27 protein-coding genes and 1 tRNA gene are annotated in these 19,372 nt (G+C 57.8%); 19 read left to right on the forward strand and 9 right to left on the reverse strand.

Annotated features, from left to right (window positions below; translation table 11 throughout):
* Window positions 1-6 precede the first annotated feature (6 nt).
* The 19 genes from PSH64_RS20780 to PSH64_RS20870 all read left to right on the forward strand — a co-directional run bounded on the left by PSH64_RS20780 (window position 7) and on the right by PSH64_RS20870 (window position 11,762).
* Window positions 7-930, forward strand: coding sequence for a recombinase RecT (locus PSH64_RS20780; RefSeq protein ID WP_305478498.1), 924 nt, complete (start codon window positions 7-9; stop codon window positions 928-930).
* Window positions 927-1,694, forward strand: coding sequence for a lambda exonuclease family protein (locus tag PSH64_RS20785; protein WP_305478499.1), 768 nt, complete (start codon window positions 927-929; stop codon window positions 1,692-1,694). The genes PSH64_RS20780 and PSH64_RS20785 overlap by 4 nt, the downstream gene beginning before the upstream one ends.
* Window positions 1,691-2,350: a hypothetical protein gene (locus PSH64_RS20790; RefSeq protein ID WP_305478501.1), complete on the forward strand. Its 660-nt coding sequence runs from the start codon at window positions 1,691-1,693 to the stop codon at window positions 2,348-2,350. The genes PSH64_RS20785 and PSH64_RS20790 overlap by 4 nt, the downstream gene beginning before the upstream one ends.
* A gap of 2 nt (window positions 2,351-2,352) precedes the next feature.
* Entirely contained in the window at window positions 2,353-2,664 is a 312-nt protein-coding gene (locus PSH64_RS20795) for a hypothetical protein (protein ID WP_305478502.1), read from the forward strand.
* Between the two features lie 19 nt (window positions 2,665-2,683).
* Window positions 2,684-3,607, forward strand: coding sequence for a DNA cytosine methyltransferase (locus tag PSH64_RS20800; protein ID WP_305478503.1), 924 nt, complete (start codon window positions 2,684-2,686; stop codon window positions 3,605-3,607).
* Window positions 3,608-3,646: 39 nt separating this feature from the next.
* Window positions 3,647-4,369: an HNH endonuclease signature motif containing protein gene (locus PSH64_RS20805; RefSeq protein WP_305478504.1), complete on the forward strand. Its 723-nt coding sequence runs from the start codon at window positions 3,647-3,649 to the stop codon at window positions 4,367-4,369.
* The gene (locus PSH64_RS20810) at window positions 4,359-4,598 is read left to right on the forward strand and encodes a hypothetical protein (RefSeq protein WP_305478506.1); all 240 of its coding nucleotides are present in this window, start codon (window positions 4,359-4,361) and stop codon (window positions 4,596-4,598) included. The genes PSH64_RS20805 and PSH64_RS20810 overlap by 11 nt, the downstream gene beginning before the upstream one ends.
* 16 nt (window positions 4,599-4,614) lie before the next feature.
* Window positions 4,615-4,920 carry a hypothetical protein gene (locus PSH64_RS20815; protein ID WP_305478507.1) on the forward strand — a complete coding sequence of 102 codons (306 nt, stop codon included), beginning with the start codon at window positions 4,615-4,617 and terminating at the stop codon, window positions 4,918-4,920.
* Between the two features lie 34 nt (window positions 4,921-4,954).
* Entirely contained in the window at window positions 4,955-5,557 is a 603-nt protein-coding gene (locus tag PSH64_RS20820; RefSeq protein WP_305478508.1) for a DUF1566 domain-containing protein, read from the forward strand.
* Window positions 5,558-5,634: 77 nt separating this feature from the next.
* Window positions 5,635-6,255, forward strand: a complete 621-nt coding sequence (locus tag PSH64_RS20825; RefSeq protein WP_305478510.1) for a DUF1566 domain-containing protein — start codon at window positions 5,635-5,637, stop codon at window positions 6,253-6,255.
* A gap of 54 nt (window positions 6,256-6,309) precedes the next feature.
* Entirely contained in the window at window positions 6,310-6,666 is a 357-nt protein-coding gene (locus tag PSH64_RS20830) for a four helix bundle protein (protein ID WP_305478511.1), read from the forward strand.
* Between the two features lie 211 nt (window positions 6,667-6,877).
* Window positions 6,878-8,038, forward strand: coding sequence for an RNA-directed DNA polymerase (locus tag PSH64_RS20835; RefSeq protein WP_305478512.1), 1,161 nt, complete (start codon window positions 6,878-6,880; stop codon window positions 8,036-8,038).
* A 58-nt stretch (window positions 8,039-8,096) separates the two neighbouring features.
* Entirely contained in the window at window positions 8,097-8,582 is a 486-nt protein-coding gene (locus PSH64_RS20840) for an HNH endonuclease (RefSeq protein WP_305478513.1), read from the forward strand.
* Window positions 8,579-9,109: a hypothetical protein gene (locus PSH64_RS20845; RefSeq protein WP_305478514.1), complete on the forward strand. Its 531-nt coding sequence runs from the start codon at window positions 8,579-8,581 to the stop codon at window positions 9,107-9,109. The genes PSH64_RS20840 and PSH64_RS20845 overlap by 4 nt, the downstream gene beginning before the upstream one ends.
* Window positions 9,106-9,858: a hypothetical protein gene (locus PSH64_RS20850; RefSeq protein WP_305478515.1), complete on the forward strand. Its 753-nt coding sequence runs from the start codon at window positions 9,106-9,108 to the stop codon at window positions 9,856-9,858. The genes PSH64_RS20845 and PSH64_RS20850 overlap by 4 nt, the downstream gene beginning before the upstream one ends.
* Before the next feature lie 75 nt (window positions 9,859-9,933).
* Window positions 9,934-10,128 (forward strand): hypothetical protein, encoded by a 195-nt coding sequence (locus PSH64_RS20855; protein WP_305409695.1) that lies wholly within the window; start codon window positions 9,934-9,936, stop codon window positions 10,126-10,128.
* Window positions 10,115-10,327 carry a hypothetical protein gene (locus PSH64_RS20860; RefSeq protein ID WP_305478516.1) on the forward strand — a complete coding sequence of 71 codons (213 nt, stop codon included), beginning with the start codon at window positions 10,115-10,117 and terminating at the stop codon, window positions 10,325-10,327. The genes PSH64_RS20855 and PSH64_RS20860 overlap by 14 nt, the downstream gene beginning before the upstream one ends.
* The gene (locus tag PSH64_RS20865; RefSeq protein ID WP_305409697.1) at window positions 10,324-10,713 is read left to right on the forward strand and encodes an AlpA family transcriptional regulator; all 390 of its coding nucleotides are present in this window, start codon (window positions 10,324-10,326) and stop codon (window positions 10,711-10,713) included. Before PSH64_RS20860 ends, PSH64_RS20865 begins: the two co-directional genes overlap by 4 nt.
* Complete coding sequence (locus PSH64_RS20870; protein WP_305481194.1) at window positions 10,599-11,762, forward strand: tyrosine-type recombinase/integrase; 1,164 nt, start codon at window positions 10,599-10,601, stop codon at window positions 11,760-11,762. Before PSH64_RS20865 ends, PSH64_RS20870 begins: the two co-directional genes overlap by 115 nt.
* 79 nt (window positions 11,763-11,841) lie before the next feature.
* Here PSH64_RS20870 and PSH64_RS20875 read toward each other — a convergent pair.
* The 9 genes from PSH64_RS20875 to thrS all read right to left on the reverse strand — a co-directional run bounded on the left by PSH64_RS20875 (window position 11,842) and on the right by thrS (window position 19,298).
* Window positions 11,842-11,918 (reverse strand) — tRNA-Pro (locus tag PSH64_RS20875).
* Between the two features lie 89 nt (window positions 11,919-12,007).
* The gene (locus PSH64_RS20880) at window positions 12,008-12,364 is read right to left on the reverse strand and encodes a MerR family transcriptional regulator (RefSeq protein ID WP_003179985.1); all 357 of its coding nucleotides are present in this window, start codon (window positions 12,362-12,364) and stop codon (window positions 12,008-12,010) included.
* Window positions 12,345-12,647, reverse strand: a complete 303-nt coding sequence (gene ihfA / locus PSH64_RS20885; protein ID WP_002553164.1) for an integration host factor subunit alpha — start codon at window positions 12,645-12,647, stop codon at window positions 12,345-12,347. The genes PSH64_RS20880 and ihfA overlap by 20 nt, the downstream gene beginning before the upstream one ends.
* Window positions 12,648-12,650: 3 nt before the next feature.
* On the reverse strand, window positions 12,651-15,032 hold the full coding sequence (gene pheT, locus PSH64_RS20890; protein ID WP_305478517.1) for a phenylalanine--tRNA ligase subunit beta: 2,382 nt from the start codon (window positions 15,030-15,032) through the stop codon (window positions 12,651-12,653).
* Window positions 15,033-15,058: 26 nt separating this feature from the next.
* Window positions 15,059-16,075 (reverse strand): phenylalanine--tRNA ligase subunit alpha, encoded by a 1,017-nt coding sequence (pheS, locus tag PSH64_RS20895; protein WP_007940232.1) that lies wholly within the window; start codon window positions 16,073-16,075, stop codon window positions 15,059-15,061.
* A 109-nt stretch (window positions 16,076-16,184) separates the two neighbouring features.
* A complete protein-coding gene (rplT, locus tag PSH64_RS20900) occupies window positions 16,185-16,541 on the reverse strand; it encodes a 50S ribosomal protein L20 (RefSeq protein WP_007905879.1) in 357 nt (118 codons plus the stop codon).
* A 28-nt stretch (window positions 16,542-16,569) separates the two neighbouring features.
* On the reverse strand, window positions 16,570-16,764 hold the full coding sequence (gene rpmI / locus PSH64_RS20905) for a 50S ribosomal protein L35 (RefSeq protein ID WP_002553160.1): 195 nt from the start codon (window positions 16,762-16,764) through the stop codon (window positions 16,570-16,572).
* A gap of 60 nt (window positions 16,765-16,824) precedes the next feature.
* Window positions 16,825-17,376 (reverse strand): translation initiation factor IF-3, encoded by a 552-nt coding sequence (gene infC / locus PSH64_RS20910; protein ID WP_172435341.1) that lies wholly within the window; start codon window positions 17,374-17,376, stop codon window positions 16,825-16,827.
* Window positions 17,376-19,298: a threonine--tRNA ligase gene (gene thrS, locus PSH64_RS20915; protein WP_305478519.1), complete on the reverse strand. Its 1,923-nt coding sequence runs from the start codon at window positions 19,296-19,298 to the stop codon at window positions 17,376-17,378. The genes infC and thrS overlap by 1 nt, the downstream gene beginning before the upstream one ends.
* Window positions 19,299-19,372 lie beyond the last annotated feature (74 nt).

Here is a 19,372-nt window from a genome sequence, read left to right on the forward strand (position 1 = left end):
GTCACCATGAGCAATGATCTTGCGCTCGTCACGAGCGACATCTACTCGTGCCGCGATGCGTTCCTGGCTGTGCAGGCCGAGCCATCGCTGAACTTTGATCGTGAAGCGAACTTCGCCATCCAGATACTGGAGGGCAACAACTACTCGCTGAAAGTAGCGCTGCAGAACCGGCAGGCTGTCATAGACGCGGTGACCAACATCGCTTCGATCGGGCTCAGCCTGAACCCCGCTAAAAAGCAAGCCTACTTCGTTCCGCGTAAAGGCAAGATCTGCCTCGATATTTCCTACATGGGGCTGATGGATCTGGCGATGGCTACCGGTTCCGTGCGCTGGGGCCAGGCCAAACTGGTGTATGAGAACGATGTCTTCGAGCTGAACGGTGTTGATCAGGCGCCCACGCACAAGACCAAGCCATTTTCGACGGACAGAGGCCCAGTGGTTGGCGTCTATGTCGTCGTCAAGACAGCCGATGGGGATTACCTGACACACCCGATGAGCATGAACGAGGTCATTGCTATTCGTGACCGCTCCGAGGCCTGGAAGGCCTACGTCAAGGACAACTCAAAGGTCTGCCCATGGGTAACCGACCCTGGCGAAATGACCAAGAAGACCTGCGTGAAGCAAGCCTACAAGTACTGGCCCAAGACGGAGCGCCTCGAAAAAGCAATTCACTACCTCAACACCGAGACGGACGAAGGTCTCAACCAGATCAAGCCATCAACGAAGGGCGACGAAGAGATGACCCTTCGCTGGATTGAAAAGGCTGCCGCCTGCAAGGACTTGGCCTCCCTCCAGTCCACATGGACTGAAGGCGTCAGCTCTTTCAAGGAGGCCAAGGACGTCGCCGGCTACGAACGGTTCAAGTCTGCGGTCAGCGCCAGAAAGGCTGTGCTGGAAGCCCCAGCACCCAGCACAGGAGAAGCGGCATGATCATCATCAACTGCAAGCAAGGTGAAGAAATCTGGCTCCAAGAGCGCGCCGGCTGTATCACCGCCAGTATGTTCACCACAGCCCGCTCCAAGGTGAACGGGCTCACCGTACAGCAACGCACCTACGTAGATGCGATGTTGGCCGGCCACAGCGAAGCGAAAGCCCGCGACCTGGCCGGCTACAAGGCTGGCCCGAAGGCTGAAGTGGTACAGCGTGCCCTGGATGGCGAAACCGTCGGCGAGCCATCCTCGGCTGCCCTCGACTACGCCTTCCAGTTGGCCGTTGAGCGCATCGGCGGGAAGCCACTCGACAACGGCTTCGAGACTTGGCAGATGCGCCGCGGCCATGAGCTTGAACCTGAGGCCCGCATGGAACACGAAATCCAAACCGGTCTGATCGTTACACAGGTCGGGCTGGTCAAGACCGACGACGGTGCCTTCGGGGCCAGCGCTGACGGTTTTATCGGTGAAGACGGCGGCTCAGAGTACAAATGCTTCCTTGCTCCGGAAAAACTGCGGTCCTTCCACATCGATAACGATGCCAGCGGGATCATCGACCAGGTGCAGGGCTGTATGTGGATCACTGATCGCAAATGGTGGCACATCGGGATGTACTGCCCGCTGCTTAAGCCGGTTGGCCGCCAGCTTTGGCTGCAAGAGTTCAAGCGCGATGACGACTACATCGAAAAGCTTGAGGAAGACCTGTGGCAATTCAAGCTGCTGGTCGACGGGTATGAGGCGAAACTGCGGAGTAAAGCAGCATGAACGCATACGTCAGCACTGAACTCAGCATGATCCAGATGCTCGACCCTCAACGCCACGAACTGGCCCTGCTTCAGGAGGCCTTCTTGAACAAAGGAGGGACTATTGAGGTATTGCAGGGGCCGAGCTTTGTGCCGCCGCCAGTGAGGCATGAGCCGCCACCGAAGAAGAAGATGCCCAAACCAGCAGCGGCCAAGCCTGAAGCCGCGCTACCGGAGCCCACCAAAATGACTTTGCGCGAGATCGAGCGCGAAGAGAGGGCGGCTATTGCCGCAAAGGATCGGGCTGAACTCGTCGAGCGCGTCAAGAAACTCGCCGAGACCATGAACTACTCCCAAGCGATCCTGCGCACCGGGCTGTCACGAAAGGTCCTGTTTTCCATCGCAAAGGAGCATGGGTTCAAGTTCCAGCCCGCCGACTACAAGGGCTCACGCGGTCAAAAACGCGGCGTTATCGACGATGCGAACGACGCGAAGCTGGCCGAACGCATCAAGGCCTTCATGGAAATCGGTCTGACCCGTAGCAAGGCCATGGAGCAGACCGGGCTCACGTTCAAACCCTTCATCCGCATCTTGGCCAAGTTCAATATCGACTACCCGAAGCGCAGAGCAGGGCCTCATCCGGCCTTCTTCCCAAAGGCGCCGAAGCGGCAGGAGTGACCATGGCAGCCGAACCGAAAGCGCGCTCAGCCAAGACTGCGGCGAGGCGAAAGACTCGCGGCGAGGAAGAGATCAGGCTGCACTGCATGGCTGGCACACGCCAGGCACTGGCTGACCTTATGGCATGGAGCGGCATTGAGGAACAGGGCGAGGCCATCACGCTGATGATTCACCACCTTCATGCGTTAGGGCCTCAAAAGTCCGCTCCGCTTCTGACCCCGCCGCGACACGAAATCACAATCAGTGAAAACGTGTCGGCAAAACTGGCTATCGCCTATCAGCGCGAATCGCTGCGCATCTGCAGCGACGAATAAACAACCCTGGAACATCCCCATGACAACAGCAATCGATTTGTTCGCCGGTCTCGGCGGATGGAGTACCGGTGCGCGCGATGCCGGTATCAACGTTATCTGGGCCGCCAATCACTGGCCGGTCGCTGTCCAGTGGCACAGCGCCAACCACCCGGAAGCGATTCATATCTGCCAAGACTTGCATCAAGCGGATTGGTCGAAGGTTCCAGCGCACGACATCATGCTGGCCTCGCCGTGCTGCCAAGGCCACTCAAAGGCGCGCGGCAAAAAGTCGGGTAACGCGCAGCATGATGCATCCAGGTCGACAGCCTGGGCGGTTGTGTCTGCCGCCGAGTTCCATCGGCCGGAAGTGGTGCTGGTCGAAAACGTCGAAGAGTTCACGGACTGGGCCTTGTACCCTGCTTGGTCGCAGGCAATGGCGGCGCTCGGATATATGATCGCGCCGCACGTTGTCGATTGCGCCGACCTTGGCGTGCCGCAGCATCGAGTACGGCTGTTTCTGGTCTGTACTCGGAGCAAGTCTCCGCTGATGCTCGAGCTTCACCGGCGCCAGCATGTGTCTGCCGCCAGCTTCCTTGACTTCGATTCGGGTCGCTGGTCGACAATCGAGAAGCCGGGGCGGGCCCAGGCAACCCTGGACCGCGTGCGCAATGGGCGGGAGCGTTTCGGCGAACGGTTCATCATGCCCTACTACGGCAAAGGCTCCGGTCTGACTGGGCGCGATATCAACCGACCAATTGGCACCATCACCACGCTTGACCGGTGGGCACTCGTCCGTGGCAACGAGATGCGAATGCTCTCGGCGAATGAGGCGCTTGCTGCCATGTCGTTCCCGGCGGATACCAAGCGTCCGGACAATCATCGGTTGACCATGCACATGGCAGGCAACGCAGTACCGCCTCTGGCAGGACAGCGAATCATCGAGGCGCTGCAGGCCGCTGCATAACCTTTCTCAATGAAGCACGCCAACTGGCGAGGCGAAGCCATGAATCCAATTGCGCAACAAGCTTTTGATAACGCGCTGGCCGGTCTTAGTCGTGAGCCCAAGCGGCGCACCAAAGACCGTAAGCCATGGTCGCCAGATGACGAAGCCCGCCTCTGCGCTTTGTACCCGGACACGCCAATGCCTGAGCTCATCCAAGCCTTCAAGCGCCCATACTGGTCGATCTATAACAAGGCGTACCTGCTCGGATTGAAGCGAAGCGAGGCGTATCTGGCCAGCGAACACGCCTGCAGGCTACGCCGAGAAAATAATCCTGGCACCGGCACGCGATTCCAGAAAGGCCAAACCTCATGGAATAAAGGCCTGAGCTATGTAGCCGGCGGGCGCTCAGCGGAAACACGCTTCAAAGTAGGAGCTGTGAACGGAAAAGCCGCCCTCCTGCTGCAGCCAATTGGCACAGAGCGCATCACAAAGGACGGCATTCGCCAGCGCAAGATTCGCGATGATGGCCCACCGCAGCGCCGTTGGAAGTCGGTGCACATGATCCTCTGGGAGGAATCCAACGGCACGGTGCCCCCTGGACACATCGTCGTCTTCCGCGACAAGAACACAGCGCATATCGATATCGACAATCTTGAACTGATCACCCGCGCCGAGAACATGCGTCGCAATACGATCCATCGCTACCCGCCAGAACTCAAATCAACTATTCGCCAACTCGGAAAGCTCAAGAAAGCGATCAGCGAGGCATCCAATGAAAAATAAGATGACTGACCTCAGGAACCACCTGTTCGCCACGCTCGAAGCGCTTCAGGACCCTGACAAGCCGATGGAGATCGAGCGGGCCAAGGCGATTGCAGAGGTCGCGAAGGTGCTGGTTGATTCGGCAAAAGTCGAGGTGCTGTTCATCAACGCGATGGATGGCGACGTAGAAACCACGGGGTTCATCGAGTCCACCAAAGAGCTCCCAGCCCCAAGGGCATCTGGCCAGTGATCGCGGAGGAATGAGCATGACAGCCAAGTTATCGCCTGACTCTGTCGGGCTGATTTTCAGCATGCATGCGGAAGGCCGGAAGGTTGACGACATCGCCGCGGCAGCCGGCTGCGCATACCCGACCGTCGTGCGCTACCTCAACTCCGCCGGGATCGTTCTCGGTCATAAGGGCAAGCCCAAGCAGATCAACGCCGAATACATGAGCATGGCGCTCGACATGCGGGCGGCCGGTGCAACCTGGTGGGATGTCTCCGCAAAGATTGGATTTCATCCTCACACGTTCATCCGAGAGCTTCGCGCAACCAGACACCAGATCCAGTGAACACACTCCGTTCAAACGAATAACGAGGCACCACATGAAACCCGAAATGATCACCCTCAAGCACGGCGATACCACGATCAAGATGCCAGCGTCACAACTTGCCAAACTGGCACTGGCCAGCACGTTTGCCCTGGTCCTGCCTCCGGCGGCAAATGTCCAACCGATCGCACCAACCAACATCCCTGCACTCGGCGCTGAGTGGCCTGGACAAGGTGGCTTCAATGGTGGACTGGTTGCAGCGCGCGGCGATGTCCCGGCGCACTATCTGATCATCGCCAAGAGCGATATCGGCGACCACGAATGGGGCGGACGAGGCAAAGAATCGGGCGCAACAAGCAAGACCGACGGCCTTTCCAACAGTGAGGTGCTCCAGTCTGAAGGCAGTCACCCAGCTATTGAGGCGGTAGCTGCCTACACCGCTGAAGGTCACCAGGACTTCTACCTGCCCGCCTGCGCCGAGCTGTACCACTGCTGGGTGAACGTGCCGGAACTGTTCGCGAAGGACACCTGGTACTGGTCGAGTTCGCAGCGCTCCGCCACCAACGCGTTCTTCGTGGTCTTCGGTGGTGGCGGTCAGGGCAGCAACGCCAAGGGCAGCGCCGCGCGCGTCCGCCCCGTCCGCAGATTCTTTATTTGATTCTTCAATAATTCGTTCTTGATCCGGCACCGGGCGCAGCAGCGCCTTTTTTGTTGCCTTCGAAAAGAGGAAAGACCATGTCCGCAGCAGAGCAAGTCGCACCAGCAGCCACCCTCCCGGAAATCGGCCAGGCACTCGGTGGCGGATTCTTCGCCGGCATCACCCGTGATCCGGACACCGGCAAGCGTTACCTGAACATCACCGCCGGCGCCGCGCACGAACTGGTCGGCGCCTGGGGCGAGTACGGCGTGAAGATCGAAGGCGCCGACAGCTTCACCAACAGTCGGGCCAACACCGAAGCCATGGCAGCCGCAGGCAGCGAACTGGCACAGAAGGTTATGGCGCTGGATATCGGTGGCCATACCGACTGGGCGATCCCGGCGCGTGACGTGCAGGAGCTGCAGTACCGCCATTTCAAGCCGACCACCGAAACGAATTGGCAGTACGGCCGCAGCGGGGATAACCCGAACAGCGAGCCTGTCGGGCTGCTGCATACCGAAGAGTCACCGGCTCAGACCACGCTGGCCTCCTTCCAAGCTGGTGGAGCGGAAGCTTTCAAGCCAGCCTGGTACTGGTCATCCTCGCAGCGCTCCGCCAACAACGCTTTCACCATGCACTTCGGTGGTGGCGGTCAGAGCTACGACGGCAAGGACACCACCGCGCGCGTCCGCCCCGTCCGCAGTCAATTGATTGATTAATTCGCTTATTTAATCCGGCCGCTTGCGGCCGGTTGCTCTTGGAGAGCGCCCATTATGGGAATGCACACGGAATTGCAGATCTACAAGGTGTCACTGGGCCTACTCCAGATGGCGACGAACCTCACCCGCAACATTCCCCGAGACCTCAAGCAGTCACTCGGGAAGCGCGTTATCGATGAGTGCATCGACGTGCTGATGTTGATTGCCCGGGCCAACTCGACCCGGGACAAGCACCCACATCTGACCCTGCTGGTAGAGAAGGTCCAGGTGATCGAGTTCCTGATGCGACTCTTCAAAGAGAGTCGGTTCATCAGTGTCGGGCAGCATGCCACTTCGATAGAGGTTACTTCCTCGATCGGTAAACAGGCCACTGCCTGGAAACGCTCCACCCCAACCGCGCCCGCCACCTGAGAGTCATGGCTTTCAGGTCTGTGCGAATTGAATCTGGTCGTGCCGCTGACCTCTGGGTCACCGCCATGCGCATCAGAGATACCGACGGTCTAAAGCGTCCGTGCAGGTCTCGCGCAGTTTCCTTGCTGATCGGCTCTGCCTTCGGCTTGGCGATGTAGATAGCACGATAGGTCGCAGCGCTCCGCCAACAACGCATTCAACATGAACTTCGATGATGGCAATCAGAACAACAACGACAAGAACAACACCGCGCGCGTCCGCCCCGTCCGCAGATTCGAATGTTGGTCCCTACCCGTTCAGCGAACTTGTTCAGGCCTATTACGACTGCCGCCGCTCGAAGCGCAACAGCGCCAGTGCATTGGCTTTCGAAATGGACCTGGAGCACAACCTGATCGGTCTACACGACGACCTGATCGCCGGCACCTACCGGCCAGGCCGATCGATGTGCTTCGTGGTCACCCGACCGAAAGCCCGAGAGGTTTGGGCTGCCGCCTTCCGGGACCGCGTCGTCCACCACCTGCTGTACAACCGTGTGGCACCGCGCTTCTACGCCAGCTTCATAGCGGACAGTTGTGCATGCATTCCCGGGCGCGGCACGTTGTACGCCGCCACCCGGCTTGAAGCGAAGATCCGCAGCGCCAGCCAGAACTGGTCGAAGCCGATCTTTTATCTCAAGTGCGACTTGGCCAACTTCTTCGTCGCGATCGACAAAGAGGTTCTGCGCAAGCAGCTGGCCGCCAAGATCACCGAGCCCTGGTGGCTGGCACTCGCCGAACAGATCCTGATGCACGACCCTCGCGAAGACTACGAGGTGCGCAGCCCGGCCCATCTGTTCAACCGGGTGCCGCAGCACAAGCGGCTCACCGCGCAGCCTGCACGCCTCGGCCTGCCGATCGGCAACCTGTCGTCGCAGTTTTTCGCCAACGTGTACCTGGATGCGCTGGACCAGTTCGCCAAGCACCGGCTGGGCGCCAAACATTACGTGCGCTACGTCGATGACTTCGTGTTCCTGCATGAGTCGCCGCAACAGCTCAACGCCTGGCTGGCAGAGGTCGAAGCGTTCCTGCCCAGCCTCGGCGCCAAGCTGAACCCGAGCAAGACCATCCTCCAACCCGTGGACCGCGGCGTCGACTTCGTTGGCCACGTCATCAAGCCGTGGCGGAGATCAACCCGCAAGCGGTCACTGGCCCAGGCATTGAAGAGAACCGCCGCGGCACCTGCCGAGGATCTGCGCGAGACCGCCAACAGTTACTTCGGCCTGCTCAGCCAAGCAAGTCACAGCGAGAGAGACCGGGAGAAGTTGGCCAACGTCGTCCTGAAGCGCGGACATGCCGTCAACGGCGCGCTGACAAAGACCTATCCGAAGAAATAGAACACTACGCCGCCCTTGTCGGGCTATCGATGATTGCAGATTGGCAGGAGATTTTGAGATGGGTGACCTAGATGAAATAAATTCCCTTCTTAGATACGAACCTGACAGTGGAACTCTTTTTTGGAAGGTTGACAGACGCTATGGCGTAATGGCTGGAGATTCCTGCACGACTATTAGTAACTACGGGTACATCGTTTTAAAAATACGCGGTAAACAGTACTTAGCACACAGAGTTGCATGGTTAATATCATATGGGGAATGGCCATTAATGGAGGTAGACCATATTGATGGAAATCGAACTAATAACTCCTTGAATAATCTCCGCATGGTTTCAAGGCAGATGAATATGAAGAACAAGCGGAAGAGATCAGACTGCCCAGGAGTAACTGGGGTTAGGTGGCATAACAATGCAAGGCGTTGGTCAGCGCATATCGGAGATAATGGAAAGCAAATTTCAAAGTACTTCACTTGCCTTCTTGATGCCGTAGCTGAAAGGTATCGCCTTGAAAAATCAATCGGATACACAGAGAGGCACGGCAGATGAACATAGTTAATGGTGCGAAGCGATACGACTGTAGCGGCACGATGTGCCAGGCAGAAGGTGGTGACTGGGTTTGCGTCGAGCTCTTACAGACCGCCCAATCCGAGCTGGCTGCGTTGCGGGAAGAGCTGGCCGAAACTAAGTCACGATCTACCAATTTTGCTCGATCGTTCAACAATCAGTGCAGAAAAACTGATGACCTTTATCAGCGCCTGACAGCCGCCGAGCAGCGGAATGCGGAGCTCAAGAAAGACCATGATGCCCAGCAGCTGCTTGCACTGATCCGACTGGCCGACCTTCGCGATAACAACGGCGAGTTCGAAAAACTCTATGACTTGCTGCGTAACTGTTATCCGTTTGTCCGGGCTCGTTGCGAGGCCACAGACTTCGGCGATGCAAGCGCTCGCACCACGCTGGAAATGATTGACGAGGCGTTTAAGCGCATTGAGCAAAAACCCACCGAATCGGGAGCAAGCGACAGGGCAATTCGTGACCTCACCAATGACATTATCGACGGATCTTTATCATGACCAACAAACTCGAAATCAGCCGGGAGCTTGCGGAGCGCCTTGAGCGCGCCTTGAGCCAGGTTGGCGTGCAAGACCATCTGTGTGATTACGCACTGGTTTCTGATGTGAAAAAAGAGCTGCGCACCCTGCTCGCCGCCCCAGTCGTCGAGCGCCAAGAGCCGGTTGCAGTGAAAACGTCGAAGATTTGCGACTTGAGGCCCGGTTGCGGATTCGACGCTGATGGCTGGGCTCGTCTCTCAGCACTGCCGGACGGCACGAAGCTCTACGCCGAACCAGTCCCACCCCTCATCCAAACCCTGCACGCCAACGGCGACCGTATCGCAATGGAAGCGACCATCGCACAGCAGGCGCAGCGCATTGCCGATCTAGAGCGTGGGCGCGGGGATGCACCGTTTTATATCAGTGTTGAAGACTGGAACACGCTTGTTCGCGGGGATGTTGAAATAGCCAACGTTCGTACAAGTCGAACGAAGCGGAGCATCTTCACCGAACCGCTCTACGCCGAGCAGCCCGCGCCGGTAGCGGTGGTGAGCTTGCGCAATTTCGCCAACGCCTTGATCGATATCGCGCTTGAAGGCTGCGACGCCGACGGGGCACAGATTCAGGAACTTGCAGTGGAACACGGTCTTCTGAAGCCCGAGCAACGCACCGAGCGCTGCGGCGATGCCTGTTCATGCGCTGAATACGCTGACTTCCCGGTTGAGTGCTTTCGCAAGGTCGATGAGCTGAATCAACCCAGCGCAAGCTGATCGCCCCTCTCGCAATTCCGCAGTAACCCACTCCCCGCAACCCTGCTTGCCGCCCCGCGCGGCCGGAGCATCCCTATGTCTCGCATTGAAGAAAGAGAAGGCTGGAACCTGGCTGATCAGTTGATCGAGGCCGGTCGTTTGGTAGACCCGATATTCGGCGGCGTCGAGCGGGTCATCGCGAACATCCAGCGTACCGCAGCAGAACGGCCTGAGAGTTACCGGACAGGCATCCAAAGACGAATTGAGGCAGAGCGCCATGTCCAGCATTGATGTGCACGAACGCAGACCAGACGGCGCCGTCGGCAAGCTGCTCGATGTTATCGACCGCCAGCCTGAGCACCGCAAGACCGGTCAATTCGTCGAGTTCGACGGCGAGATGCACCCGGTCCTGACTGGTATCCGCAACTTCATCATCGTCACGACCGAGCGCTGGGCGCGGGTGTCGGCTGCTACCTGGAGGAAGGTATGAATGCCGAGCTCGCATTGCTCCCCCGCTTCATCCGGGCCAAGCAGGCGCCAGCGTACCTGGGCATGTGTCGCGCAGTGTTTGACGCCGAGGTTCGACCGCACGTCCACGAATTTCCCATCGGCGAGCGCGGTGTCGGGTTCGACCGGAAGGAGTTGGACGACTGGGCCTCGGCATACGTCGAAGCCAAGTCCATTGATAAAAACCGCGCCCCGGAGCAACAATTGCCCCGCAGCGAGCGCCAGAAAGGAGATAAATCATGGCGCGAAAATCGATCACAGGCCTCTCCCAAAGGAAAGGTATCTGGCATATCGACAAGAAAATCAACGGAGAACGACTTTACGAAAGCACTGGAACTGGTGACCGGGAAGAAGCAGAGCGCTACCTGATCTTCAGGCTAGAGCAGATCCGACAACAGAAGGTGTATGGCGTAAAGAAGGTCAGGATCTGGCGGGAGGCGGCGACTCGCTTCCTGCTGGAGTTCAAGGACCAGCCGTCAATCAAGCTTTCGGCGCATCACCTTGCTCAGCTGGACCCATTCATAGGTGACGTGCCGCTGACCCACATTGATGATCAGGCGCTGCTGCCCTTCATCAAAGACAGGTTGGCGACCAAGAGGCTTGAGAATGGCAAGGTAAAGAAAGGTGTCAGCAACCGGACGGTGAATATCTCGATCGAGCGTGTGGTTCGGGTTTTGTCGTTATGTGCCAGGAAGTGGCGAGACGATGAGCGTAGGCCATGGCTGGACAACGTGCCGATGCTCACAAAGCTGGAAGAGAAGAAGTCAAGCCGCAAGCCCTACCCGATGTCATGGCCGGAGCAGTCGATTCTTTTTGGGGAGTTGCCAGCCCATCTGCAAACGATGGCGCTGTTCAAGGTGAACACCGGCACGCGGGAGCAGGAAGTCTGCAAGCTGAGATGGGATTGGGAGATTTCGGTGCCGGAGCTCGGGACCAGCGTATTTCTGATCCCGGCTGATTTTGGCGGCAGACACGAACGGTCTGGGGTGAAGAACGGTGATGAGCGACTGGTTGTGCTCAACAGCGTGGCGAAGTCGATCATTGAGAAGCAGCGCGGCCTGAGTAAGGAGTGGGTTTTCCCTTACAACGGCACCGCGATGCACCGGATGAACGATTCGGCCTGGAAGAAGGCGCGGGTGAGAGCGGCGAAACTCTGGCAGGAGGAAAACCTTCGCCCCGCTCACCCAGGTTATGCATCCATAAGGATCCACGACCTCAAACACACATTTGGCCGTCGGCTACGCGCAGCAGGCGTCACCGAGGAAGACCGCAAGGCACTTCTGGGCCACAAGAACGGCAGCATCACCAGCCACTACTCGGGCGCTGAGCTCGGGCATCTGATTGAAGCTGCGAACATGGTATCAGCAACCGATTCGCGTGGACCGGTCCTGACAATCTTGAAGAGGAAACAGGCGTGAAAAATAGAGGAGTCACGCAAATGTCACGCACATGAAAAAGACCAATGCTGTGAACATTGGCCTAAGTCATTGATAAATATGGTCGGGACGGAGTGATTCGAACACTCGACCCCTAGCACCCCATGCTAGTGCGCTACCGGACTGCGCTACGCCCCGACTAGGCGTTGACTCTGTTCCTCTTCTCGAGGAACGCTCAAGAATATATCGCAAGCTTTTGAAAACTGGAAGTATTTAAAAGCAGGAATTTATTTCTTGAGTACCACCAGAACATCTTCCAGCTCGGCGATCATCTGGCGGATCATTTGTTTGTATTGGGTGGTGTCGTCTTTGGCTTCATCGCCGGACAAACGCAAGCGTGCGCCGCCGATGGTGAACCCCTGATCGTAAAGAAGCGCGCGGATCTGCCGGATCATCAGCACGTCCTGGCGCTGATAATACCGGCGGTTTCCGCGGCGTTTGACGGGGTTGAGTTGAGGAAACTCCTGCTCCCAGTAGCGCAGCACATGTGGTTTTACCGCACACAGCTCGCTGACTTCACCGATGGTGAAGTAGCGTTTGCCCGGGATGACGGGTAGTTCGTCGTTATGACTTGGTTCCAGCATAAGCCTCAACTCGGGCCTTCAACTTCTGCCCTGGACGAAAGGTGACCACACGGCGAGCCGTGATCGGGATTTCTTCTCCCGTTTTCGGATTGCGGCCAGGCCGCTGGCGTTTGTCCCGAAGGTCGAAATTGCCGAAACCGGACAATTTGACTTGTTCGTTGTCTTCAAGCGCGTGCCTGATTTCTTCGAAAAACAGTTCGACCAATTCCTTGGCCTCCCGCTTGTTCAGGCCCAACTCTTCGTACAGACGTTCCGCCATCTCAGCTTTCGTCAAAGCCCCCATACGTCACTTCCTTAACGTGGCGTTCAACCTTTGTTCGAGCGAGGTGAGGATGTCTTGCGTCGTGGAATTCACCTCATCGTCATTAAGAGTGCGCGATGGATGCTGCCAGGTCAAGCCAACTGCAAGGCTTTTTCTATGAGGATCAATGCCTTTACCCTGATACACGTCAAATAGCCTGAGGTCCGTCAGCCATTCGCCTGCATTTTCACGGATTACGTCCAGTACGGCAGCGGCCGCAACGTCTTTGTCCGCCAGAAGCGCAAGGTCACGACGCACTTCAGGAAAACGCGATAACTCCTGGAATTTAGGCATTTTGCCCAAGGCCACTTCGGCCAGAACCAGCTCGAATACGAAGACCGGACGGTCGAGACCGAGGGTTTTCGACAATTCAGGGTGGATAGCACCAACATAGCCGACCAAGCGACCATCACGCTCGATGCGCGCGGTTTGACCCGGGTGCAACGCAGGGTGTTTGCCCGGCACGAACGTGAACGCGCCCAGTGCACCGGCGAAGCCCAACACCGCTTCCACATCGGCTTTGACATCGAAGAAATCCACGACATCGCGACCTTGTGCCCAGCCTTCCGGCAGACGGCTACCGCATACCACACCGGCCAGCATCGGCTCTTGCTTCAGGCCTTCCAGCTGACCGACGAAACGCAGGCCGCTTTCGAACAGGCGGACGCGATCCTGCTGACGGTTCAGGTTGTGCTGAAGCGCCTTGACCAAACCAGGCCACAGGGACGAACGCATGGCAGCCATGTCGTTGGAAATCGGGTTGGCCAGCAGCAGCGGCTCGACACCCGGATTAAACAACTCGAATTGTTTCGGATCGATGAAGCTGTAGGTAATCGCTTCCTGATAACCACGGGCCACCAGCAGACGACGCAGCTCAGGCAGTTCGCTACGCGCTTCAGCCTTGGCTTGCGGCGCCAGACGGGCTTGCGGGTAGCGAACCGGCAGACGGTTGTAACCGTACAGACGGGCCAGCTCTTCGATCAGGTCGACTTCCAGGCTGATATCGAAACGGAAGCTTGGCACTTCAACGCGCCACTGCCCTGCCCCATCGGCAGAAATGGTCAGACCCAAGGCGCTGAGCAGACGCTCGACTTCGGCCGAATCCATTTCCATGCCCAGCATCTGGGTGATGCGTTGGGCACGCAGGGTGATCGGTGCGATCGATGGCAGGTGCTGCTCGCTGACGGTTTCGACGATCGGGCCAGCTTCACCGCCGGTGATCTCCAGCAGCAGGCCGGTGGCGCGCTCCATGGCTTCACGGGCCAGCTTCCAGTCCACGCCACGCTCGTAGCGGTGCGAAGCGTCGGTGTGCAGGCCGTAGGAACGGGCCTTGCCAGCGACGGCAATCTGGTCGAAGAACGCGCTTTCCAGGAATACATCGCGTGTGGTCGCGGTGTTGACGCCGCTGTGCTCGCCCCCCATGACGCCAGCGATTGCCAATGCGCGGGTGTGGTCGGCAATCACCAGCGTATCGCTACGCAGGCTGACTTCCTGGCCATCGAGCAGCACCAGCTTCTCGCCTTCTTCGGCCATGCGCACGCGGATGCCGCCATTGATTTCGGCGAGATCGAATGCGTGCAGCGGTTGGCCCAGTTCCAGCATCACGTAGTTGGTGATGTCGACGGCGGCGTCGATGCTGCGCACGTCGGCGCGACGCAGGCGCTCAACCATCCACAGTGGCGTAGGCTTGGACAGGTCAACGTTACGGATCACACGACCCAGGTAACGCGGGCAAGCGTTTGGCGCCAGCACTTCGATCGAACGCACTTCGTCGTGCACGGCAGGAACGCTGGCAATTGCCGGGCGCACCACCGGGGCGGCGTAAAGCGCACCGACTTCGCGGGCCAGACCGGCCAGGGACAGGCAGTCGCCGCGGTTAGGGGTCAGGTCGACCTCGATGCTCGCGTCGTCCAGGTTCAGGTATTCACGAATGTCCTGACCGACCGGCGCATCGACCGGCAATTCCATCAGGCCGTCGTTGCCTTCACCAATTTGCAGCTCGGCCTGAGAGCACAGCATGCCGTTGGACTCAACACCACGCAGCTTGGCTTTCTTGATTTTGAAGTCGCCCGGCAGTTCGGCACCGATCATAGCGAACGGGATCTTCAGGCCCGGGCGCACATTTGGCGCACCGCATACCACCTGGTAGGTTTCCGCGCCATTGCTGACCTGGCACACACGCAGCTTGTCGGCGTCCGGGTGTTGCTCGGTGCTCAGCACCTCGCCCACCACCACGCCACTGAATTCACCGGCGGCCGGCGTAACGCTATCGACCTCAAGACCGGCCATCGACAGACGAGCAACCAGCTCGTCGCGACTTACCTGCGGGCTTACCCAACCACGCAGCCATTGTTCACTGAATTTCATCCTGCTCTCCTAAGAATTCGTTACGACTAGCGAAATTGCGCGAGGAACCGCAAGTCGTTGTCGAAGAACAGACGCAAGTCGTTCACGCCGTAACGCAGCATGGCCAGACGCTCAACGCCCATGCCGAAGGCAAAGCCCGAAAACTCTTCCGGGTCGATCCCGGACATACGCAGCACGTTCGGGTGAACCATGCCGCAGCCCATGACTTCCAGCCAGCCAGTCTGCTTGCAGACCCGGCAGCCTTTACCGCTGCACATCACGCATTCCATGTCGACTTCAGCGGATGGCTCGGTGAACGGGAAATACGAAGGGCGGAAACGCACGGCCAGTTCTTTTTCGAAGAACACGCGCAGGAACTCTTCGATAGTGCCTTTCAGGTCGGCGAAGTTGATATCGCGGTCGACCAGCAGGCCTTCGACCTGGTGGAACATCGGCGAGTGGGTGATATCGGAGTCGCTGCGGTACACACGGCCTGGGCAGACGATGCGGATCGGCGGCTGTTTCGATTCCATGGTGCGGACCTGTACCGGCGAGGTATGGGTGCGCAGCAACATGTTGGCATTGAAATAGAAGGTGTCATGCATCGACCGGGCCGGGTGATGGCCTGGGATGTTGAGCGCTTCAAAGTTGTGGTAATCGTCTTCGACCTCGGGGCCTTCGGCGATGCCGTAGCCGATGTGGGTGAAGAACTGCTCGATACGTTCCAGAGTCCGGGTTACCGGATGCAGACCGCCTGAGGTCTGGCCGCGGCCAGGCAGGGTCACGTCAATGGATTCGGCGGCGAGCTTAGCCGCAAGATCGGCCTCCTCGAACAATGCCTTGCGCGCATTGAGAACCTCTGTGACACGCTCCTTGGCAACGTTGATCAGCGCGCCGACTTGCGGACGCTCTTCTGCCGGCAAATTCCCCAGGGTCTTCATCACCTGAGTCAATTCACCCTTTTTGCCAAGGTAGTGAACCCGGATTTGCTCCAGGGCATTGATATCTTCAGCGCTTTGCACAGCCTCTAGTGCTTGAGAGACGAGCGCATCCAGGTTTTCCATGTACAGACTCCAGATACAAAATAGGGGAAGAGCTTGAAGGCTCTTCCCCTATTTATGACGTTTAACACCTGGCCCCACAGAGGTGAGGCCGGGTGACTGTCGGGGGTACTTAAGCCAAGGTGGCTTTAGCTTTCTCGACAATCGCAGCAAACGCCGCTTTTTCGTTCACTGCCAGATCAGCCAGAACCTTACGGTCGATCTCGATGGACGCTTTTTTCAGGCCGGCGATGAAACGGCTGTAGGACAGACCGTTGATACGTGCACCAGCGTTGATACGAGCGATCCACAGAGCGCGGAACTGACGTTTTTTCTGACGACGGTCACGGTAGGCGTATTGGCCTGCCTTGATTACCGCTTGCTTGGCAACACGGAATACGCGCGAGCGAGCGCCGTAGTAGCCTTTAGCAAGTTTCAGAATTTTTTTGTGACGTTTACGGGCAATGACGCCACGCTTTACACGAGCCATGAGTTACTTCCTCTATTCTTGACTAAAATTAACGAAGGCGCAGCATGCGCTCGACTTTTGCCACGTCAGACGGATGCAGCAAGCTGCTACCGCGCAGTTGACGCTTACGCTTGGTCGACATTTTAGTCAGGATGTGGCTCTTGAAAGCGTGCTTGTGCTTGATACCGTTAGCAGTTTTCAAAAACCGCTTAGCAGCACCACTTTTCGTTTTCATTTTTGGCATGTTCGGATACTCCGCATTCAGTTGATAAACATAATCAGAAGGCCTGCCGTGCCCTGTTGATTACTTCTTCTTTTTCGGGGCGATGACCATGATCAGCTGGCGTCCTTCCATCTTAGGATGCTGTTCGACCGAACCGTACTCGAGCAAGTCACCTTCAACTCGCTTGAGGAGTTCCATCCCCAGCTCCTGGTGGGCCATCTCACGGCCGCGGAATCGCAAGGATACCTTGGCCCTGTCCCCGTCACTCAGGAAACGTACCAGGTTGCGCAGTTTTACCTGGTAATCCCCTTCCTCCGTCCCTGGACGAAACTTGATTTCTTTAACCTGAATCTGCTTCTGGTTTTTCTTGGCCGCGGCAATCTGCTTCTTCTTTTCGAAGATCGATTTGCCGTAGTCCATCAGTTTGCAAACAGGGGGTACTGCATCGGCGGAAATTTCCACCAAATCCAGTTTGGCCTCTTCAGCCTTAAGAAGCGCGTCTTCAATTGACACAATCCCAAGCTGTTCACCTTCAGCCCCAATTAACCGAACCTCGCGTGCCGAGATATTCTCGTTGATCGGGGCTTTCGGTGCAGCTCGTTTATCTTGTCTCATTTCACGCTTAATAATAATTACTCCGAATCTGGGCGACCACGCCGGGAAACCGCTTGCGCGAGAAACTCAGCGAACTGGGCGACGGGCATCGAGCCCAGGTCAGCACCTTCACGAGTACGCACAGCGACAGTCTGCATCTCGACTTCCCGATCTCCGATAACCAAGAGATAGGGAACCTTGAGCAAAGTATGCTCGCGGATTTTAAAGCCGATCTTTTCATTTCTCAAGTCAGACTTGGCACGAAATCCGCTTTCGTTGAGAGTTTTTTCAACCTGAGCGGCAAAATCGGCCTGTTTGTCAGTGATGTTCATGATCACTGCCTGGGTCGGCGCCAGCCACGCAGGGAATGCTCCCTCGTAGTGCTCGATCAGGATCCCGACGAAACGTTCGAAGGAGCCAAGGATCGCCCGGTGCAACATCACCGGGTGCTTGCGACTGTTGTCTTCGGAGACGTATTCGGCTCCCAGACGGACAGGCAGGTTAAAATCGAGCTGCAGGGTACCACACTGCCAGACACGGCCGAGGCAATCTTTCAGCGAGAACTCGATCTTCGGACCGTAGAACGCACCCTCTCCCGGCTGCAGATCGTACGGCAGGCCCGCGCTATCAAGCGCTGCGGCCAATGCCGCTTCGGCGCGATCCCACAGCTCGTCGGAACCGACGCGTTTTTCCGGACGAGTGGACAGTTTCATTTCGACTTCTTTAAAGCCGAAGTCGGCATAGACGTCCATGGTCAGCTTGATGAACGCGGCGGATTCGGCCTGCATCTGCTCTTCAGTACAGAAGATGTGAGCATCGTCCTGAGTAAAGGCGCGAACGCGCATGATGCCGTGCAGCGCACCCGACGGCTCGTTACGGTGGCAGGCACCGAATTCGGCCAGACGCATCGGCAGCTCGCGGTAGCTTTTCAGGCCCTGATTGAACACCTGCACGTGGCACGGGCAGTTCATCGGTTTGATGGCGTAGTCGCGGTTTTCCGACTGAGTGGTGAACATGTTGTCGGCGTAGTTGGCCCAGTGCCCGGATTTCTCCCACAGGCTGCGGTCAACGACTTGCGGAGTCTTGATCTCCAGGTAACCGTTGTCGCGCTGAACCTTGCGCATGTACTGCTCGAGCACCTGGTACAGAGTCCAGCCGTTCGGGTGCCAGAACACCATGCCCGGTGACTCTTCCTGGGTGTGGAACAGGCCCAGACGCTTGCCGATCTTGCGGTGATCGCGCTTTTCAGCTTCTTCGATGCGCTGGATGTAAGCCGCCAGCTGCTTCTTGTCCGCCCATGCGGTGCCGTAAACGCGCTGCAATTGCTCGTTCTTGGCATCGCCACGCCAGTAGGCGCCGGACAGCTTGGTCAGCTTGAAGGATTTCAGGAAGCGCGTGTTCGGCACGTGCGGACCACGGCACATGTCGACGTATTCTTCGTGATAGTACAGGCCCATGGCCTGCTCGTTCGGCATGTCTTCGACCAGACGTAGCTTGTAGTCTTCGCCACGGGCCTTGAACACTTCGATCACTTCGGCGCGCGGAGTGACTTTCTTGATCACGTCGTAATCTTTTTCGATCAGCTGCTGCATGCGCTGTTCGATGGCGACCAGGTCGTCCGGCGTGAATGGACGCTCGAAGGCGATGTCGTAATAGAAGCCTTCATCGATGACCGGGCCGATGACCATCTTGGCCGTCGGGTACAGCTGCTTGACTGCGTGGCCAACCAGGTGGGCGCAAGAGTGGCGAATGATCTCCAGCCCCTCTTCATCCTTTGGCGTAATGATTTGCAACGAAGCGTCGCTGCTGATGATGTCGCTGGCGTCGACCAGCTTGCCATCGACTTTACCGGCCACGGTGGCCTTGGCCAGACCGGCACCAATGGATGCGGCGACTTCGGCTACGGAAACCGGGTGATCGAATGAACGTTGACTGCCGTCGGGAAGAGTAATAGTTGGCATGGCGCCTCCTCTCCTAGTGGTGACCCCTACCAAAGGTCACGTGGGTTGGGATGAGCCAGTACAAGATCCGATCC

This window comes from Pseudomonas sp. FP1742, assembly GCF_030687145.1.
Taxonomy (GTDB): Bacteria; Pseudomonadota; Gammaproteobacteria; order Pseudomonadales; family Pseudomonadaceae; genus Aquipseudomonas; species Aquipseudomonas frederiksbergensis_D.

What these genes read in the sequence shown, in the direction of transcription:
- PSH64_RS20810 (WP_305478506.1), top strand. Translation starts at nt 4,359, where the DNA reads ATGAAAAATAAGATGACTGACCTCAGGAACCACCTGTTCGCCACGCTC.
- PSH64_RS20780 (WP_305478498.1), top strand. Translation starts at nt 7, where the DNA reads ATGAGCAATGATCTTGCGCTCGTCACGAGCGACATCTACTCGTGCCGC.
- rpmI (WP_002553160.1), bottom strand. Translation starts at nt 16,764, where the DNA reads ATGCCAAAAATGAAAACGAAAAGTGGTGCTGCTAAGCGGTTTTTGAAA.
- PSH64_RS20865 (WP_305409697.1), top strand. Translation starts at nt 10,324, where the DNA reads ATGAATGCCGAGCTCGCATTGCTCCCCCGCTTCATCCGGGCCAAGCAG.
- PSH64_RS20805 (WP_305478504.1), top strand. Translation starts at nt 3,647, where the DNA reads ATGAATCCAATTGCGCAACAAGCTTTTGATAACGCGCTGGCCGGTCTT.
- PSH64_RS20840 (WP_305478513.1), top strand. Translation starts at nt 8,097, where the DNA reads ATGGGTGACCTAGATGAAATAAATTCCCTTCTTAGATACGAACCTGAC.
- pheT (WP_305478517.1), bottom strand. Translation starts at nt 15,032, where the DNA reads ATGAAATTCAGTGAACAATGGCTGCGTGGTTGGGTAAGCCCGCAGGTA.
- ihfA (WP_002553164.1), bottom strand. Translation starts at nt 12,647, where the DNA reads ATGGGGGCTTTGACGAAAGCTGAGATGGCGGAACGTCTGTACGAAGAG.
- PSH64_RS20845 (WP_305478514.1), top strand. Translation starts at nt 8,579, where the DNA reads ATGAACATAGTTAATGGTGCGAAGCGATACGACTGTAGCGGCACGATG.
- PSH64_RS20860 (WP_305478516.1), top strand. Translation starts at nt 10,115, where the DNA reads ATGTCCAGCATTGATGTGCACGAACGCAGACCAGACGGCGCCGTCGGC.
- PSH64_RS20820 (WP_305478508.1), top strand. Translation starts at nt 4,955, where the DNA reads ATGAAACCCGAAATGATCACCCTCAAGCACGGCGATACCACGATCAAG.
- PSH64_RS20850 (WP_305478515.1), top strand. Translation starts at nt 9,106, where the DNA reads ATGACCAACAAACTCGAAATCAGCCGGGAGCTTGCGGAGCGCCTTGAG.
- PSH64_RS20785 (WP_305478499.1), top strand. Translation starts at nt 927, where the DNA reads ATGATCATCATCAACTGCAAGCAAGGTGAAGAAATCTGGCTCCAAGAG.
- thrS (WP_305478519.1), bottom strand. Translation starts at nt 19,298, where the DNA reads ATGCCAACTATTACTCTTCCCGACGGCAGTCAACGTTCATTCGATCAC.
- PSH64_RS20800 (WP_305478503.1), top strand. Translation starts at nt 2,684, where the DNA reads ATGACAACAGCAATCGATTTGTTCGCCGGTCTCGGCGGATGGAGTACC.
- PSH64_RS20855 (WP_305409695.1), top strand. Translation starts at nt 9,934, where the DNA reads ATGTCTCGCATTGAAGAAAGAGAAGGCTGGAACCTGGCTGATCAGTTG.
- PSH64_RS20830 (WP_305478511.1), top strand. Translation starts at nt 6,310, where the DNA reads ATGGGAATGCACACGGAATTGCAGATCTACAAGGTGTCACTGGGCCTA.
- PSH64_RS20790 (WP_305478501.1), top strand. Translation starts at nt 1,691, where the DNA reads ATGAACGCATACGTCAGCACTGAACTCAGCATGATCCAGATGCTCGAC.
- PSH64_RS20795 (WP_305478502.1), top strand. Translation starts at nt 2,353, where the DNA reads ATGGCAGCCGAACCGAAAGCGCGCTCAGCCAAGACTGCGGCGAGGCGA.
- PSH64_RS20815 (WP_305478507.1), top strand. Translation starts at nt 4,615, where the DNA reads ATGACAGCCAAGTTATCGCCTGACTCTGTCGGGCTGATTTTCAGCATG.
- pheS (WP_007940232.1), bottom strand. Translation starts at nt 16,075, where the DNA reads ATGGAAAACCTGGATGCGCTCGTCTCTCAAGCACTAGAGGCTGTGCAA.
- rplT (WP_007905879.1), bottom strand. Translation starts at nt 16,541, where the DNA reads ATGGCTCGTGTAAAGCGTGGCGTCATTGCCCGTAAACGTCACAAAAAA.
- PSH64_RS20825 (WP_305478510.1), top strand. Translation starts at nt 5,635, where the DNA reads ATGTCCGCAGCAGAGCAAGTCGCACCAGCAGCCACCCTCCCGGAAATC.
- PSH64_RS20835 (WP_305478512.1), top strand. Translation starts at nt 6,878, where the DNA reads ATGATGGCAATCAGAACAACAACGACAAGAACAACACCGCGCGCGTCC.
- PSH64_RS20880 (WP_003179985.1), bottom strand. Translation starts at nt 12,364, where the DNA reads ATGCTGGAACCAAGTCATAACGACGAACTACCCGTCATCCCGGGCAAA.